This is a genomic window from Pseudoalteromonas sp. MBR-15, assembly GCF_053628915.1.
Genome location: NZ_JBRJHH010000017.1, coordinates 67,256 through 84,596 on the forward strand (window position 1 = coordinate 67,256; position 17,341 = coordinate 84,596).

Consider the following 17,341-nt stretch of genomic DNA (forward strand, 5'->3'; position numbering starts at 1 on the left):
CCGTTTTCAGGATTGTTTTTTACAAACTGTTAAAATTGACACCAGTGTCATAAAAAAATAATGGTTAAATAGCGTCTAAATGTAAAAAAATAGCATAGACTTTGAAGTGCGTCCTCAAGTGAGAAATATTCATAAATATGAATATGTATTCAAAACTCTATTGACTCATGGTTTATTTGGCGATAGTTTTGTTCGTCTGCTAGCACTGTCACAAAAGACTGAACCGCTAGTCGTTGTAGCAAGGGGAGGGGTCTATGTTATACGACTCAAAATTAGAAAAAGATAATTGTGGCTTTGGCTTAATCGCCCAGGTCAATGGTCAGGCGAGTCATCGCTTGATTCGAACCGCAATCACAGGCCTAGATCGCATGGAACACCGTGGTGGTATTTCTGCTGATGGTAAAACAGGTGATGGCTGTGGTTTATTAATGCAAAAACCCGATAGTTTCTTTCGTGCAATTGCCAGTGAACACGATTGGCATTTAGGGAAGAACTACGCAGTCGGCATGGTGTTTTTAAATGCCGATCCCGTGCTTGCACAGACTGCTAAAGATGTTTTGAGTGAAGAGCTCGAAAAAGAAACCTTAAATATTCAAGGATGGCGAGTCGTTCCGACAGACGCATCTTGTTTAGGGCCAATTGCAAAAAAACAACTACCTGGCTTTGAACAAATTTTTGTCAGCGCACCTGAGGGCTGGCGTCCAAAAGATTTAGAGCGTCGTTTGTATGTTGCGCGTCGCCGTGCAGAAAAGCGCCTAGAAAATGATGAGCATTTCTATATTGCGAGCTTGTCTGGCTTGGTAACGGTTTACAAAGGCTTGATGATGCCTGTGGATTTACCGAACTTTTACCTCGATTTAGCTGACATGCGCATGACGAGTGCGATTTGTGTATTTCATCAGCGTTTTTCTACCAATACGCAACCTCGTTGGCCATTGGCGCAGCCGTTCCGCTATTTAGCGCACAACGGCGAAATTAATACCATCCAAGGTAACCGCCAGTGGGCACGTGCCCGTGCTTATAAATTTGCATCTCCACTGATCCCTGATTTGCAATCAGCAGCCCCATTTGTCAACGAAAGTGGCTCTGATTCATCAAGCTTAGATAACATGCTTGAATTGTTCTTAGCGGGTGGTATGGATTTATTCCGTGCGATGCGTATGCTTGTTCCGCCTGCATGGCAGAAAAACCGAGCCATGGATGACGATTTACGTGCTTTCTACGACTTTAACTCTATGCATATGGAACCATGGGATGGCCCTGCTGGTATTGTTATGTCTGATGGTCGTTTTGCGGCCTGTAACCTTGACCGAAATGGCCTTCGTCCAGCGCGTTATGTCATTACGCAAGATGGATTTATTACGCTTGCTTCTGAGGTGGGTATTTGGGATTACGCGCCAGACGAAGTCGTTGAAAAAGGACGAGTTGGTCCGGGTGAATTATTAGTAATTGATACTCACCAAGGTAAAATTTGGCATTCTGACGAAATTGACCAAGATCTTAAATCACGTCACCCGTATAAAGCGTGGCTAGAAGCTAACGTTAAGCGTTTGACTCCGTTCGAAAAACTGGCTGAAAAAGATGCAGGTAATCGCTCGTTTGATGACGAAACACTGCTGAAATATCAAAAAATGTTTGGCTTTACTAACGAAGAACTCGACAGTGTTGTTCGTGTCATGGGCGAAAACGGTCAAGAAGCAACGGGCTCAATGGGTGATGACACCCCATTTGCCGTGCTGTCTGAAGGGCACCGTTCATTATTTGATTACTTCCGTCAAAAGTTTGCACAAGTAACCAATCCACCGATTGATCCTCTGCGTGAGAATCATGTTATGTCACTTGCCACGTGTATTGGTAGTGAGCAAAACGTGTTCAATGAAACCACGGGTCATGCGAAACGTCTGCAATTTGAAACACCGATATTGATGTACGCAGACATGAAACAGCTGTTAAGTGCTGACCAAGCGCATTACAGCTACTGCAAAATCGATATTACTTACACAGCCGAAGAAGGCCTTGAAAAAGCGATCACACGTATTTGTGACGAAGCGCAAGAAAAAGCCGCATCAGGGTGTGTGATGTTAGTCTTGAGTGACCGTAACTTTAGTGAAACGCACCTACCCATTCCTGCTGCAATGGCGGTAGGCTCAATTCAAAAACGATTAGTTGATAATAACTTACGTTGTGAATCAAACATCATTATTGAATCAGGTAGCGTGCGAGATGCTCATCAATTTGCTGTGTTATTAGGCTTTGGTGCGACGGCGATTTACCCTTATTTAGCCTATGAGTCGCTGGTTGCAATGAGCGATAAAAAGATTATCAACAAGAGCTATTGTGAAGTCACGTTGGCGTATCGTAATGCGATCAACAAAGGCCTTTACAAAATCATGTCGAAAATGGGGATCAGTACGGTTGCCTCATATCGTTGCTCGATGCTGTTTGAAGCGGTTGGTTTGTCAGAAGCGGTTATTGAAACCTGTTTCAATGGTGTAGCAAGCCGTATTAAAGGTGCGTGTTTTACTGACTTTGATGATGATCAACGTAAGCTTCATAAGCTTGCATTTAGTAAGCGCAAGTTATTAAGCCATGGTGGTTTATTAAAGTATGTTCACGGTGGTGAATATCATGCTTACAACCCTGATGTGATCCAAACCCTGCAAAAAGCAGTGCGCTCGGGTGAGTACAGTGATTACGTTGCCTACGCTGATTTAGTTAATAACCGCCCAATCACAAATTTACGTGACATGTTGGCGCTTAAAATTCCTGATGCCGGAATCAGTATCGATGATGTTGAACCAGCAACAGAGCTTTATAAGCGTTTTGACTCGGCGGCAATGAGTATTGGTGCACTATCACCTGAAGCACATGAAGCATTGGCTATTGCCATGAACCGCTTAGGTGGGTGTTCTAACTCAGGTGAAGGGGGTGAAGATAAACTTCGCTATGGCACCGAGAAAAATTCACGTATTAAACAGGTTGCCTCAGGCCGATTTGGTGTAACACCGCATTATTTACGCAGTGCTGATGTGATTCAAATTAAAGTAGCACAAGGTGCAAAGCCCGGTGAAGGAGGTCAGTTACCGGGTGAAAAAGTAACGCCTTATATCGCTAAACTGCGTTACTCAGTACCGGGTGTAACGTTGATTTCACCGCCACCGCATCATGACATTTACTCTATTGAAGATTTAGCCCAGCTAATTTTTGATTTGAAACAAGTGAATCCTGAAGCACTAATTTCGGTGAAATTAGTGTCTGAACCCGGTGTCGGTACGATTGCAACGGGTGTAGCAAAAGCCTATGCAGACCTCATTACGATTGCGGGTTATGACGGTGGTACAGGTGCAAGCCCGCTTACTTCTGTTAAATATGCAGGCAGTCCTTGGGAGTTAGGCCTAGCTGAGACACAACAAGCTTTGGTTGAAAATGGCTTACGCCACCGTATTCGATTACAAACGGATGGTGGTTTGAAAACCGGTCTCGATATTATTAAAGCCGCTATTTTAGGTGCTGAAAGCTTTGGCTTTGGTACGGGTCCTATGGTGGCACTGGGTTGTAAATACTTGCGTATATGTCATTTAAATAACTGTGCGACCGGTGTAGCAACGCAGGACGATACACTTCGTCAGAAGCACTACCATGGCTTACCAGAAATGGCGATGAACTACTTTAAGTTTATTGCACAAGAAGCGCGTCTAATCATGGCAAGCTTAGGGGTAACCCATTTAACAGATTTAATTGGTCGCTTAGATTTACTTGAGGCGATTGAAGGCAAAACGCCGAAGCAAAAGAAAATTGATTTATCGTCAGTTGTGGCTGTGCCGAACAACCCAACCGGTGAAACCTTGTATTGCAGTGCGCCAAACAGCTCGCACTATTTAGGTCAGCTTAATGAAACCTTGCTTGATAAAGCCAAGCAAGCAATTGATGAAAAATCGGGTATTTCATTAGTGAGCCGCGTGTGTAATACAGACCGCTCTGTGGGGGCGATGCTATCAGGATACATTGCATCTAAGCACGGTAACCAAGGTATGGCTGCCGATCCTGTATCTATTGAGTTACACGGCACTGCAGGTCAGTCGTTTGGTGTATGGAATGCTGGAGGCCTAGAAATGACGTTAGTGGGTGACGCTAACGATTATGTTGGTAAAGGCATGGCAGGAGGCAAACTTGTCATTCGCCCACCGATGGGATCATCATTTGAAAGCCACAAAGCAACCATTGCAGGTAATACGTGCTTGTACGGTGCTACTGGCGGCAAATTGTTTGCAGCAGGGTGTGCGGGTGAGCGTTTTGCTGTTCGTAACTCAGGTGTGCAAGCGGTTGTAGAAGGTGTGGGCGATAACGGCTGTGAATACATGACAGGCGGTGTTGTGTGTGTCCTTGGCAAAGTCGGTATTAACTTTGGTGCGGGGATGACGGGCGGTTTTGCTTATATTCTTGATGAAAGCAATGACTTTGAAAAACGCATTAACCCTGAGCTTGTTGAAATTGTTACGCTGGAAGATTTAGCGTCTCATCAAGAGCATCTTCGTGGTCTTATTGCAGAGCATTTAGAGCTAACGGGGTCTAACCGCGCTGAGCAGATTTTAGCGAACTTTGATTTATACATTCCGATGTTTAAATTGGTGAAGCCAAAATCAAGTGATGTAAAAAGTTTACTCGGACACCGAGCACGCAGTAGTGCAGAGCTTCGTGTTCAGGCTCAGTAAGGGGGTAGTATGAGCGAAAATGTATACCAGTTTATCGATGTACAACGTGTTGACCCGCGTAAAAAACCGATTTCGGCACGTAAGCAATCATTCGTGGAAATTTACGAGCCGTTTTCTGAGACGCAAGTAAATTCACAAGCGGACCGTTGCTTAGATTGTGGTAACCCGTATTGTGAGTGGAAATGCCCAGTACATAACTATATACCGCAATGGTTAAAGCTAATTCGTACAGGCCGTATATTAGAAGCGGCTGAGCTGTCACATCGTACAAATAGTTTACCTGAGGTGTGCGGTCGAGTGTGTCCACAAGACCGCTTATGCGAAGGCTCATGTACACTTGACGAAGAGTTTGGTGCTGTAACAATTGGTAATATTGAAAAATATATTACAGACACTGCTTTTAAAATGGGCTGGAAACCAGATATGTCTTATGTGGTTTGGTCTGATAAAAAAGTGGCGATTATTGGTGCAGGTCCAGCCGGGTTAGGTTGTGCTGATATTCTAGTGCGTAATGGTGTTAAACCGGTGGTATTTGACCGTCACCCTGAGATAGGGGGGTTACTTACTTTCGGTATTCCTTCATTTAAGCTTGAAAAAGAAGTGATGCAGAAGCGTCGTGAAATTTTCACTGAAATGGGGGTTGAGTTTAAACTAAACACGGAAGTCGGTGTTGATATTACCCTAGATGAAATTCTTGCTGAATATGACGCAGTCTTTTTAGGCGTAGGGACCTATCAAAGTATGCGCGCAGGATTTGAAAATGAAGATGCCGATGGCGTACATGACGCTTTACCGTTCTTAATTGGTAACACAAATCGTGTTATGGGCTACGCTGAAGACAAGCAAGCTTATATTGATATGGCCAACGAAAAAGTGGTTGTATTGGGCGGGGGTGACACCGCAATGGACTGCGTAAGAACGTCAATTCGTCAAGGTGCAAGCAAAGTAACATGTGCTTATCGCCGTGATGAAGAAAACATGCCAGGCTCTAAACGTGAAGTTAAAAATGCCCGCGAAGAAGGGGTTGAGTTTACTTTTAACGTGCAACCTAAAGGCATTGTAGTTGACGAGCAAGGTAAAGTTGCAGGCGTAAGAATGGTCAAAACGCAACTGGGTGAACCAGATGAAAATGGTCGCCGTCGTGCTGAAGAAGTGGCTGGTTCAGAGCATGTGATAGAAGCCACTAAAGTGTTAATGGCATTTGGTTTTAAACCGCACAAAATGGATTGGCTTGAACCATATGGCGTTGAAATTAACCATTGGGGTGGTATTAATGCACCTGAACAAGGTGAATTTACCCATCAGACAACGAACCCTAAAATCTTCGCTGGTGGCGATATTGTTCGCGGCTCAGATTTGGTGGTAACGGCTATTTTTGAAGGTCGCAATGCGGCAGAAGGAATTATGGATTACCTAGAGGTGTAATAGCTATCTGCAATACTCCCCATTCATAATTTTGTATAGATACTAAAGCAAGCCTGCGGGCTTGCTTTTTTTGTGCCTGTAAAATATTGATTGCGTACGCAGGGGCTATTCCTAAAGCCTTATGAGGGTTTTCCCCTATATCGGTGAGTGTCACTCGCTGCGAGTATATGTTCTGTAGTTACAAAAAAGTAACAAACTAATCCAGGAGATAAACCAATGCGAACTAAACTTTCTAGTATACTCATCGGTCTTGGCATGGTTGGCAGCTTTGCCACCCAAGCACAAGCCTTACTAGGTCCAGAATTAGCAGAAAAATTATCAACAACAAGCCTAACTCAAAGCCTTACTGAACCAAGTATCAAAGTCATTATAAGCTTTAAAGATAAACAGCAGGTTTATAATGTAATGCAGTCACTCGGTGTACCGTACTTAGCCTTAAAAGAATTACCCATGGTTGGCGCTACGCTGACTCCTTCACTCGTCACACAGTTACAAAATAACCCTGCCATTGAAAGTATTTATTATGATGCGCCACTGCACTATTACAACTATAACTCGGGTGAGATCACTGGCGGTCATTTTGTACATGATAACTATTTATTTACAGGCAAAGGTGGCGTTGTGGCTGTACTCGATTCAGGAGTCGATGCGACACATCCCGATTTAGCTTACGGTGATAAAACCATTCAAAATGTAAAACTAATAAACGATCTTGATTTATACGGTTTGACCGCCGATATCGAAGGGTTACCAAACACCGATACATCATCAGGACATGGCACCCATGTTGCTGGCACTGTTGCGGGCAGTGGCGCTGCTTCTGCGAATGATCCTACACGTGCTAATTTGCATGATGGCATTGCCCCAGATGCAAAGATTGTCGGTATTTCTGCTGGTGAAGCCATTTCAATTTTACATTCTTTAAAAGGCTTTGATTATGCATTAGCCAACCAGCACAAATACGATATTGATGTTATTACAAATAGTTGGGGAGGGGGAGCAGGAAGTAACTTCGACCCTAATAACCCTGTGAACAAAGCATCATTTGAGGCATACAAACGCGGCATGATTGTCACTTTTGCTGCGGGTAACGATGGCGACGGTGATGATACCCTCAATGTGTATGCCGTCGCTCCTTGGGTTATTGACGTCGCAGCAGGCACGCCGAATAGAATGCTGGCTGATTTTTCTAGCCGTGGTGTGCCAGGTGATGCGATTAAAACACCCGACATTACAGCACCTGGCTCAAGCATATATTCGACGCGAGCACTCAATACCCCTTTGCCCGCTTTAGGACCGGTCATCGATTTAGATAACCCTGATTATTATGTTTACTATGCGACGATGAGTGGCACGTCGATGGCAACCCCTTTTGTTGCAGGTGCTGCGACTGTGCTGCTTGAAGCAAACCCGCATTTATCGCCTGATCAAATTGACGAAATTCTAAAAGCCAGTGCCGATGACATGTTTGATGAAACTGGGCGACAGTACCTACCGCACGAAGTAGGGGCGGGTCACATTAATGTGAAAAAAGCAGTTGAGCTTGCATTACAAACTGAAGGTAATATGCGCCAGTTTTTAGCTGGAGACACTGAATTTTCGAGTCAAGGTGCTTGGCAGCAAGCAGACAACACTGCTGATAAAGTCTACTTTGCCGGCAAGTGGTCAGAAACAACGGATAGCAGTGCTTATAACGGCACACTGGCAAAAGCAAAAGGGCCTGGAAATATTGCTTATGTTGGCTTTAAAGGTGAGCGTGCGAAAATACACTTTGCGGCAACTAACCGAGGAGAGGTCAGTATATTAGTTGATGGGGTCGAGTATGAATCGTTGAGCGTCAGTGGTGAAAAAGGCGAAGCCATTACCGTGGCAATTAACCAATTAGACGACTCAGCACATACACTTGAAGTGCGCACTATATCAGGACAAGTCGCATTAGATCGATTCGAATTTGACGGTATTGTCACCCAGCCCGGTGTGTCATTTACTACACAGTTAATGCCAAGTATTGAGGGTACAATGGGACCATCAGTAAGTTTAGATCTTGCTGGGCTTGGTGTTGACCCAGCCTATAGCATTATTGAGCATTTAGTTTCAGTACCAGATAATGTTGTGGGCGTGACTGCGGTCTTAAGTTGGCAACCATTTGCAGACCTTGATTTTTCAATAGCAAACAGTCAGGGAGAAGACCTCGCAAGCTCTGCGACACTTGATAACCCCGAAACAGCACAGTTATCGGTTACAGAAGCTGGAGACTATATTTTCAAAGTAAAAGGGTATACCAGCGTCGTGACTAATTATCGTATCGACTGGCAGATAGTCACTCAAGACTAATATAAGCAGCGGGTAAACATTACGCTTACCCGCTAATTTCTTTAACTACGTTACTAATATTATAATTGCTTATTCTTATTAACTGACCCTGTTTAAAGCTATGTGTAACGATGGCTAAAAATCAGTAGGTTTTTTTAAATGAGAGAAAAAGCCCGACAAGTTAAAACAGACTACCAGCAGCCTGATAACGTGTTTTTTACTTTATTGCTGTGTTGTTTTAATAAAAAGTAAGCAAGGCTTACCACGATAAAATGACAAATCATTACAACAACAGACCAAACAGAAATTGTCTCTGATTGCTGGCTCACTATTACAAACAGTATGAGCATCATTGCTGCAGAAGCATATAAATATGTTTGTAAACGTTGTTTAAACCTTAGGTGCTTCCATCGGCTCCATAGCACCAAAAGTAGCGCCACGATAGGAAACGCAAATAAAGTGCATTGTAGTAGAGCGAACATATAATTTTGTGACACGACAGGTGTATATGACACAGAGGCGTGCAGTAAAGGTGAGCTTAAGCTCAATAATAACCCGCTTGCTAACCCAAACTTACGTTGTTTATTCATTGTATAATCCGGTCGAAGGCTATGCACAATAGCCTTAATTACTTACTAAAACGTTAATGTCATTAAGTGCGAGAGTGGTTATGCATGCGCACTAATCAGCTCTTTCGCATTTGCTCTGGCCATTTTGCTAATATTATCGCCAGCGAGTAGACGGGCAATTTCATCTATTCGTCCATCTTTACTGAGCTTATTCATTTGTGTGTAGGTTTCACCATTTGCAATTTCTTTCGCAACAAAAAATTGCTGATGCCCAGAGCTAGCAACCTGTGGCAAGTGCGTAACACAAATAACTTGGGTTGATTTGCCAAGCTGGCGCAATAACTTGCCAACCGCTGAGGCCGTTGGGCCAGAAATACCCACATCGACTTCGTCGAATATGAGTGTTGGCGTTGTCACGCGCTGGGCGATAATGACTTGTATCGCTAAACTGATACGCGAAAGCTCGCCACCCGATGCAACTTTCGATAAAGCTTGCATTGGTTGCCCAGGGTTGGTCGATACCAAAAACGCCACGGTATCAAATCCCATTGCACTGGGGGCTTTATCACTCGTTTGTTGAATATCAATCGCAAACTGGCCATTTTCCATTGATAAGTTAGCCATGCTATCGCTGATCAATGTGTTGAGTGTTTCGGCATAACGCTGGCGGCTATCACTTAAAACCTGTGCAGCGTCTTTATATTCATCAAGGGCTGTATTTATCTCGGTTTCTAGTGATGCTAAGCGGTCACTATTGTAGCTAATTGAAGCAAGCTCTTTCGCAATTGATTGGTGAAATTCTACCAGCTCTTCCGGTTTTATATGGTGCTTGCGTGCTAAATCCATTGCCCCAGTTAAACGAGTTTCTACTTCGTCGAGGCGAGCAGGATCTAAATCTGTTATATCTACGTAGCTGCGAATTTCACGGCTTGCTTCTTCAACCTGAACAGCGGCTTCACTTAAAAGCGCTGCAATGCTAGATAGGCTATCATCGTAGCCAGCAAGTTCAGCAAATTGCTGTGCACTGTGTTGCAGCATTGAGCATGCACTTTGCTCATCACTTTCGTATAAGTGCTGAAGTTCACGTTGGCACGACTCTAAAATAGTTTGGCTGTGGCTTAACTTATGGTGCTCAGCTTCTATTTCTTCAAACTCACCGGGTTGTAAGGCAAACTCGTCTAATTCAGCAACTTGGTATTCAAGTAGCTGTTTCTGAGCCGCTTGTTGCGCTTGTTGTTGTTCTAAGTGGTTAAACTCTTTTACTAGCGCCTGATATGCTTTAAAGCGTTCTTTAACATTGGAAAGCAGGTTTGTATGGCCAGCATATGCATCCAGTAAATGCAGCTGATGCTCGGCTTTTAATAAATGCTGATGCGCGTGTTGACCATGAATAGAAATGAGGTATTGCCCAAGCTCTTTAAGCTGCGCAGCAGTGACAGGGCTGCCATTAATATAGCTTTTACTCCGGCCATTTTTACAAATAACACGGCGCAGTAAGCATTCACCTTCTGCATTAGACAGTAAGTGATGTTCTAAAAACTGTTGAGCAAGGGGTAATTGGGTAATATCGAATTGCGCGCAGATTTCTGCACGCTCAGTTCCTGGACGAACAGCACCCGCATCGGCGCGTTCGCCTAAACACAACGATAGGGCATCAATAGCAATTGATTTCCCTGCACCTGTTTCACCTGTAATGGCTGTCATGCCATTGTGCCACTCAGTACTCAAGTTACTTACAATGGCAAAGTTTTTAATTTCTAACCCGATTAACATACTGTTTATCCATCCAGCTAATTAACTGTTAATTTATACAGTGTTTTCGGGTTTTGCAAATTAAATTTTTATGCTTTTGTTAATTCTGATATCTGTTTTTCGTGATTTAATTCATCAGGCATTGATGGACTCTGGCTTTGCGCAGGGTCATCATGTTGATTAATAGGTGGCGCGTATTTAATAACTTCAATTAATGAGGGTAATACTTCTTGATAAAACGCTTTATTGTATTCAATGCCATTATAAGGAAGTTGTGCCATAAAGTATTGTAATCTATCGGCAAGTTGGTCATGTTCATGCGGGCTTTGTGCTTTGTTTGCTTCCATGATTATGGTGCTGATAAACAACTCACTAATAAACTCTAAATGCGTTAGATTTTCTTCGTTGTGAGCTTGAACGACAAAGTAATTACTGGTGATTTGGTTCAAACGTGCAACATTTTTAGGGCGAATGAGCTTTGCTTCACTAAATTCGATTAATTTAATTTTGAAGTCGTTATTGATCTCTTTGACACGTTGATGAAAGCGTTTTTTTTCGGCTTCTATCGCTTTGCGACGGTTGCTTTCGATGATCCAATAGCAGCCTAGTAGAGTGATCAACAACAAAAGAGCAAGAAAAACTATATAGCTCATTTTTGCTTAGGTTCCTTAAATGTGTACTACGGTAAAGTGAATTATTTTGCGCTAATAGATTTCACTTGGCAATTATTTAAGAAGAAAATTGCTGTTTAAAATAAGCGGCTACCCCAGTTCAGTTTTTTTCGCAGTACATTGTAATAAGAATATTCTTTTGGATGAATTAAGCGTAACCGTTTGTCAGCTTTTTTGATAACCACTTCATCGCCAGGTAAAACGGCCAAAACAACGTGGCTGTCACAGCTCACTTGTAAGCTGTCGGTATTTTCTAAGCTGAGTTTAAGGCGTACCTCGTTATCTGCATCAACGACTAAAGGGCGACTCGAAAGAGTATGAGGAAACATGGGTACTAACGAAATAGCATTCAGTTCTGGTGTCAAAATAGGCCCGCCCCCAGAGAGAGAATAGGCCGTTGACCCCGTCGGTGTAGATACGATTAAACCATCAGAGCGTTGTGAAAATACAAAATCATTATTTATGAAGGCTTCGAACTCAATCATGTGAGCGACTTTATCGGCATGGAGTACCGCTTCATTAACCGCTGAATTTGCGCTTTTAAGTTCAGCATGTCGGTATACTTCTACTTCTAGCAGGAAGCGTTTTTCTTCAATGAATTGACCGCTTAGAACCTGCTCTAAACTTGCTTCAAAACCTTCTGGGTTTAAGTCGGTTAAAAATCCGAGGTTACCACGGTTTACGCCAATCACTGCAACGTCAAAACGCGCTAAAACACGTGCAGCACCTAACATGTTGCCATCGCCACCGACAACGATGGCTAAATCAGCACGCTCGCCTAACTCAACGAGTTTAACGAGGTTGTTTGCAGGCACATCTTCTAATTGCCGACCCGTTCGTTGCTCAACGAGCACCTCAAAACCTAACGCTCGTAAAAAGGTGTGTAATCGCTGTAGCGTTGTAGCCGCGGCGCTGTGGTTAGGTTTACCAATTAAACCTATGGTTTTAAACGGTGAGTCCATGGTACGTGCACTTAACTATTTCATAGGGATAGATTACATTAAAAATTAATGCTTTGAAAATAACTTGAAATAAACTTGCAGTGCCCAAATATCTTAGGGCAAGAGTCAAGATGTAAGAATTATGAAATTAAACCCCCGCGATCAACAAATTTTTTCAGCCGTAATGAGCCTATATTGTAATGGCGAGGGCCAACCAGTGGCTTCAACGCGAATAGCAAAGCAAAAGGGCATGGCTGTGTGCTCTGCCACAGTGCGAAATGCAATGGCAAGGCTTGAAAAAGAAGGGTTGCTTTATTCGCCACATACCTCGGCAGGCCGCGTGCCAACAAATGCTGGGTTTGACTATTGGTTAACCGAATTTTTCTCTTTGCCCGAAATTGCGACGTATTGGCAACCTCAACAAGCACAACTTGTTGAGCTGGCCCACGGCTTGAGCCAACGTTATAAAGTATGTTGTTGTGTTGGTTTACCGCAAGTGAGTTCGCAATTGGTTTTTAGGGTTGAAGTGCTTGACTTTGATGGCAGTGATTGGCTTATTTTACTGATTGATAGAGCAGGGCAAAGTCACAATATTTGTATTAGTAAACCTGAGGACGCCAGTGATTCGGTTCGCTATCAGTTTGCAACGTGGCTTAATACGGTGTTCAGTCAACAAACTCTGATGGAAGGTCTTTACCGTATGCAGGCAATGGCGAATACTGCACCGCGCAACTGCCATGACTCGTTGACCCAATGGACTCGCCAATTGAGCCAGAAACTGGGGTCTGATAACAGTATTGTGGTAGGTGAAAATTATTTATATAAGCAAGTAGACTGTCAAACGAGCTTAAATATAGGCGTCTCATTTCTAAATTTTGTTGAAGATAAGCTCGCATTTAGAAACGGTTTGTCGGTATTAAACACAGAACAACTTCCATTTACCGATTGTGATGAGTTAATGGTGATCAGCCTTCCTTACTTTAATAACCTCGAATATCAGAGTCGTTTTTGTGTTATTTGTCCAAAATCAGCACAAATTGAAGCAATCATCCAAGAATTTGAGTTAATCGGGTCATCAACCTCTTGAATCTTTTTATTCAATCCCCATAATTACCGCAGTTGTAAAGAATTGGAGCATTTAAGCTATGTCTGAGCAGACAAAATCACCAGAGCAAGAAGTTGAACTAAACGAAGAATTTGAACAAATGCAAGCGGATGTTGACGCAGCCGTTGAAGCAGCAGAGCAAGTTGAAGGCGAAGAACTAAGCCCTGAAGCTGAAATTGCACTACTTTATAGTGAACTAGAAGCTGCAAAGCAAACTATAAATGATCAAAAAGACAGTGTAGTACGTGCCGCAGCAGATGTTGAAAACATGCGTCGCCGTGCCGCACAAGATGTTGAAAAAGCTCACAAGTTTGCACTTGAGAAGTTTGCTAACGAATTATTACCCGTGATTGATAATTTAGAGCGTGCGATTGAGTTTTCTGACAAAGAAAATGAGCAGCTTAAGCCTGTACTTGAAGGTATCGAGATGACGGTAAAAAGCTTCAACGATGCCGTGTCTAAGTTTGGTGTAGAAATTGTTAACCCACAAGGTGAGCAGTTTAATCCAGAATTCCATCAAGCGATGTCAATTCAACCAAGCAATGATGTAGCACCTAATACGGTACTTGCAGTTATGCAAAAAGGGTACACGTTAAACGGTCGTTTACTGCGTCCTGCTATGGTAATGGTATCGAAAGAAGCTGAATAAACGCTTTTTAGAGAAAAATGCCTGTCATAGACAGGCATTTTTTTTGTCTAATTTTCGATGCCAAAGCTGCACAAGTAGTATAAGGATAAGCGCACTGAACATCATGGCTGAAAATGGCACCGCACTTTGTGGGTGAATAAATGCGAGGATAGGTCCTACGAGTGCGCCACTGCCAAAACGTAACGTACCAATTACCGCCGTTGCAGTCCCTGACTTTTCCTCGAATTGCATTAAAATCAATGAGTCGGCATTACTTGCCACAATCCCCAAACTCATCATTAAAGGCGCTATGCTTGCGACGATAAAATACAGCGACAAATGCATTAAACTAAACAGCAGTAATGCTGAGCCCGATGCAAAGCCAATACCTAAGCCTATAAACAGTAATTTGCGCGATCCTAAGCGTGGTACAAGTCGGGTATTCATAAAGTTACCGAACATTAAGGCAAGTACGTTAAAGGCAAATAAAATACCGAAGAGTTGTTCATCTACTTTAAAAAAGTCCAAATAAACGTAAGGCACAGACGTTAAAAAGCAGAAAAATGCGAACGAGGCAAACATAGAGCTAGCGATGTCGGCACGCGCACTTTGACGTGAAAAGACGGTTTTATAGCTGTTAAAAAATAACGCTAAACCACGTTGCTGACTTTTGAAAATAGGGATATCAATTAAGTAAAGTTGCACAAGTGCTAAAATCGCAAAGCTATACGCAGCTAACACTAAAAATATAACCTGCCATGTCGAAATGCCCATAATTAAAGAGCCAAGCGTGGGGGCGATAAGGGGCGCTACCATCATGATCATCGATACATACGACATCCCCTTTGCCGTATTCTCACGGTAAATATGACGAATAATACCCGGTACAACCACGGTTGCCGCGGCACCAGTGAAAGCCTGTACTGCCCTAAGTGACCAAAAAAGCTCTATGTTATGGCAAAATGCCAGTGCTAACGAACTTAAACCAAACAGCGCTAAGCCTACTTTAGCCAGTAATCGTCTACCAAGCTCATCGGCAATAGGGCCAAAAAATAGCATACCCAGTGCATAGCCAGCTAAATAGATACTCAATGAAATTTGTACATTTGGCATGGTTGTTTGTAAGTCATTGGCAATGACCAACATCGCAGGTAGATACAAATCAATTGCCAGCGGAGTAATGGCGACAATACTTGCCAGTAACGGCAATAAAATGCGTTTATTTAATGTGTCGGGGGAAGGCATTGGAAACTCATTTATCAATCAATAGACCCCTATTGTAGCAGCGAGTGGTTCGTTGGTGAACTTAGTTTGCCTGCTAACTAAAAGATTTAACTGAAAAATCACATTTGCACGGTGGGAAATGTATTTTCATATAAAATTAATGAATGCTTTGCTATATTAGCAACAATTGCACTAATAGTATTTGTAAGGATTCACATGAAAAAGTTAATGATGGTCGTGTTAGCCACCGCTGTTTTAGCAGGGTGTAAAACGTCTCCAACGGGACGTACACAGATCGCGCTCTACTCAGATCAACAAATGAGTCAAATGGGCCAAGCAAGCTTTGCTGAAATGAAGAAAACACAGCCGATTAACTCAGACCCAAAAGTTAATGCGTATGTAAAATGCATCGCAGACGATGTGATTTCTGTTTTGCCGCGTGAATATGCTCAACAAGCATGGGAAGTGGTGGTGTTCGAAGAAGATTCTGCGAATGCGTTTGCATTACCAGGCGGCTACATTGGCGTACATACCGGATTATTAAAAGTAGCGGTTAACAGGGATCAACTAGCGACCGTGTTAGGCCATGAAGTTGCACACGTTATTGCTGAGCACTCGAATGAACGTGTATCGCAAAACTCTTTGATTCAAACAGGTTTACAAGTCGGTGGTGCTGCGCTTGATATGGGTAATGTGCAATATCGCGGTGAAATTATGCAAGCACTTGGACTCGGCGCACAATTTGGTGTGGTGTTACCTTTTAGCCGCTCACATGAATCTGAAGCTGATATTGTAGGTTTAGACTTAATGGCAAAGGCCGGCTTTAACCCAGAGCAGTCAGTGTCATTATGGCAAAACATGAGTGCAGCTGGCAGCAGCGGCACACCCGAATTCATGTCGACTCACCCAGCACCGGGTAATCGAATTAAAGAGCTACAAAAACACATGCCAACGGCTTTAAAAGCACAACAAGCGGCAAAAGCGCAGGGCAGAAACCCACAGTGTAAACTGTAAATTAGGACTATTTTCTTAGCTTTATACTTTAAACATAAGCCTAATCAATATATGGTTAGTCTTATGTTTTCAAAATAAGTACAGAGCATTTAGGGATGAAAAAAAAAGCTTTATCAGTAATTGTTTTAGCTACCGTTGTAACAACGTTAATATTTTATGTAACCAATACTGAAACTTCACACACGAACGAATCAAAAAAAACCGTCAATACAACAAATGACATTAGCTCATTAGATAAAAATACCGAAGCGACTTCAGAAAAAAAAACCTACAAAAAACGCCCTTTTCCAAATGAAGTTCCAGACGAACAACTGTGCAGAGATTTAAATCTTAAGCAAAGCAATTTACACTATGATTTTTCAGATGAGATAGAACTTAAAGCACTGCACGCTTTCAAAAATGGTTATTCAGCAAAGCAGGTTGCGGATGCAATTTGGTTTGTTAGCAGTTGGTCACAAGCGCAAGATTGGTATGAAAGGGCTATGTTGCATGAATCCGTTTCTGAATTGATACCAGTTATAAAATCATTGCCGAATAATGAACGGTTTCTTAGTCAATATAATTTTGTTAATGGACCAAATTCATCGGCGACGGAAGTTTTGGATTATAAGGGTTCATTAGACAGACTTTGGGCAGACTTACCACTTGAGGAGCTTAATCGGAAGATTACATCGACTAATATTTCATCGGTCGAAACTTTCAATGAAATTGAACGGGTTTTTTCAAATTTCCCATACGAAATACTTAATAGTGAATCTATTTCCCCTTTAAATTCCATTTTAGGTTTTTTAGTTGCTAAGAAACGGATTCCTACTGCCATAATGCTTTTACAGCGCTATCCTGGACTTGAGTTTTCAACGGCTAACTTTACTAACGAAGCAGCAACTCAACTTGTAGTGGTCAACTAATTTTGGCCACAGTTTTAGAATCTTGATATCTAACCTCAGATTCATTCGGCGCTAAACCAGCATTATAATGATGTGGTCT

General features: G+C 42.6%; 12 protein-coding genes. 7 read left to right on the forward strand and 5 right to left on the reverse strand.

Features of this window, described 5'->3' with window-relative positions; translation table 11 throughout:
- Positions 1–254: 254 nt before the first annotated feature.
- The 3 genes from gltB to ACSSVW_RS18595 all read left to right on the forward strand — a co-directional run bounded on the left by gltB (position 255) and on the right by ACSSVW_RS18595 (position 8,471).
- A complete protein-coding gene (gene gltB, locus ACSSVW_RS18585; protein ID WP_036967633.1) occupies positions 255–4,712 on the forward strand; it encodes a glutamate synthase large subunit in 4,458 nt (1,485 codons plus the stop codon).
- Between the two features lie 9 nt (positions 4,713–4,721).
- The gene (locus ACSSVW_RS18590; RefSeq protein WP_065978706.1) at positions 4,722–6,137 is read left to right on the forward strand and encodes an FAD-dependent oxidoreductase; all 1,416 of its coding nucleotides are present in this window, start codon (positions 4,722–4,724) and stop codon (positions 6,135–6,137) included.
- Between the two features lie 216 nt (positions 6,138–6,353).
- Complete coding sequence (locus tag ACSSVW_RS18595) at positions 6,354–8,471, forward strand: S8 family serine peptidase (RefSeq protein ID WP_454179898.1); 2,118 nt, start codon at positions 6,354–6,356, stop codon at positions 8,469–8,471.
- Positions 8,472–8,641: 170 nt separating this feature from the next.
- Here the strand turns inward: ACSSVW_RS18595 and ACSSVW_RS18600 are convergent, their stop codons facing one another.
- The 4 genes from ACSSVW_RS18600 to nadK all read right to left on the reverse strand — a co-directional run bounded on the left by ACSSVW_RS18600 (position 8,642) and on the right by nadK (position 12,404).
- Positions 8,642–9,040, reverse strand: a complete 399-nt coding sequence (locus ACSSVW_RS18600; protein ID WP_036967641.1) for a hypothetical protein — start codon at positions 9,038–9,040, stop codon at positions 8,642–8,644.
- 78 nt (positions 9,041–9,118) lie between these two features.
- On the reverse strand, positions 9,119–10,792 hold the full coding sequence (recN, locus tag ACSSVW_RS18605) for a DNA repair protein RecN (RefSeq protein WP_036967644.1): 1,674 nt from the start codon (positions 10,790–10,792) through the stop codon (positions 9,119–9,121).
- Positions 10,793–10,860: 68 nt separating this feature from the next.
- Positions 10,861–11,424, reverse strand: a complete 564-nt coding sequence (locus tag ACSSVW_RS18610) for a hypothetical protein (RefSeq protein ID WP_036967646.1) — start codon at positions 11,422–11,424, stop codon at positions 10,861–10,863.
- A gap of 95 nt (positions 11,425–11,519) precedes the next feature.
- The gene (nadK, locus tag ACSSVW_RS18615; RefSeq protein ID WP_036967648.1) at positions 11,520–12,404 is read right to left on the reverse strand and encodes an NAD(+) kinase; all 885 of its coding nucleotides are present in this window, start codon (positions 12,402–12,404) and stop codon (positions 11,520–11,522) included.
- A gap of 121 nt (positions 12,405–12,525) precedes the next feature.
- On the opposite strand from nadK, the gene ACSSVW_RS18620 reads away from it, so the two are divergent.
- Complete coding sequence (locus ACSSVW_RS18620) at positions 12,526–13,470, forward strand: HrcA family transcriptional regulator (protein ID WP_036967651.1); 945 nt, start codon at positions 12,526–12,528, stop codon at positions 13,468–13,470.
- 58 nt (positions 13,471–13,528) lie between these two features.
- Positions 13,529–14,137, forward strand: a complete 609-nt coding sequence (gene grpE / locus ACSSVW_RS18625) for a nucleotide exchange factor GrpE (RefSeq protein WP_036967654.1) — start codon at positions 13,529–13,531, stop codon at positions 14,135–14,137.
- Positions 14,138–14,161: 24 nt separating this feature from the next.
- Here the strand turns inward: grpE and ACSSVW_RS18630 are convergent, their stop codons facing one another.
- Complete coding sequence (locus ACSSVW_RS18630) at positions 14,162–15,361, reverse strand: multidrug effflux MFS transporter (protein ID WP_036967656.1); 1,200 nt, start codon at positions 15,359–15,361, stop codon at positions 14,162–14,164.
- 195 nt (positions 15,362–15,556) lie between these two features.
- On the opposite strand from ACSSVW_RS18630, the gene ACSSVW_RS18635 reads away from it, so the two are divergent.
- Together ACSSVW_RS18635 and ACSSVW_RS18640 are read left to right on the forward strand one after the other, a co-directional pair.
- Positions 15,557–16,354: a M48 family metallopeptidase gene (locus ACSSVW_RS18635; RefSeq protein WP_065978701.1), complete on the forward strand. Its 798-nt coding sequence runs from the start codon at positions 15,557–15,559 to the stop codon at positions 16,352–16,354.
- Positions 16,355–16,449: 95 nt separating this feature from the next.
- On the forward strand, positions 16,450–17,262 hold the full coding sequence (locus tag ACSSVW_RS18640; RefSeq protein WP_454179899.1) for a hypothetical protein: 813 nt from the start codon (positions 16,450–16,452) through the stop codon (positions 17,260–17,262).
- Positions 17,263–17,341: the final 79 nt, after the last annotated feature.

Bases quoted from the DNA above. Each gene is read 5' to 3' on its own strand.
- gltB (WP_036967633.1), top strand. From the start codon at position 255: ATGTTATACGACTCAAAATTAGAAAAAGATAATTGTGGCTTTGGCTTA.
- ACSSVW_RS18590 (WP_065978706.1), top strand. From the start codon at position 4,722: ATGAGCGAAAATGTATACCAGTTTATCGATGTACAACGTGTTGACCCG.
- ACSSVW_RS18595 (WP_454179898.1), top strand. From the start codon at position 6,354: ATGCGAACTAAACTTTCTAGTATACTCATCGGTCTTGGCATGGTTGGC.
- ACSSVW_RS18600 (WP_036967641.1), bottom strand. From the start codon at position 9,040: ATGAATAAACAACGTAAGTTTGGGTTAGCAAGCGGGTTATTATTGAGC.
- recN (WP_036967644.1), bottom strand. From the start codon at position 10,792: ATGTTAATCGGGTTAGAAATTAAAAACTTTGCCATTGTAAGTAACTTG.
- ACSSVW_RS18610 (WP_036967646.1), bottom strand. From the start codon at position 11,424: ATGAGCTATATAGTTTTTCTTGCTCTTTTGTTGTTGATCACTCTACTA.
- nadK (WP_036967648.1), bottom strand. From the start codon at position 12,404: ATGGACTCACCGTTTAAAACCATAGGTTTAATTGGTAAACCTAACCAC.
- ACSSVW_RS18620 (WP_036967651.1), top strand. From the start codon at position 12,526: ATGAAATTAAACCCCCGCGATCAACAAATTTTTTCAGCCGTAATGAGC.
- grpE (WP_036967654.1), top strand. From the start codon at position 13,529: ATGTCTGAGCAGACAAAATCACCAGAGCAAGAAGTTGAACTAAACGAA.
- ACSSVW_RS18630 (WP_036967656.1), bottom strand. From the start codon at position 15,361: ATGCCTTCCCCCGACACATTAAATAAACGCATTTTATTGCCGTTACTG.
- ACSSVW_RS18635 (WP_065978701.1), top strand. From the start codon at position 15,557: ATGAAAAAGTTAATGATGGTCGTGTTAGCCACCGCTGTTTTAGCAGGG.
- ACSSVW_RS18640 (WP_454179899.1), top strand. From the start codon at position 16,450: ATGAAAAAAAAAGCTTTATCAGTAATTGTTTTAGCTACCGTTGTAACA.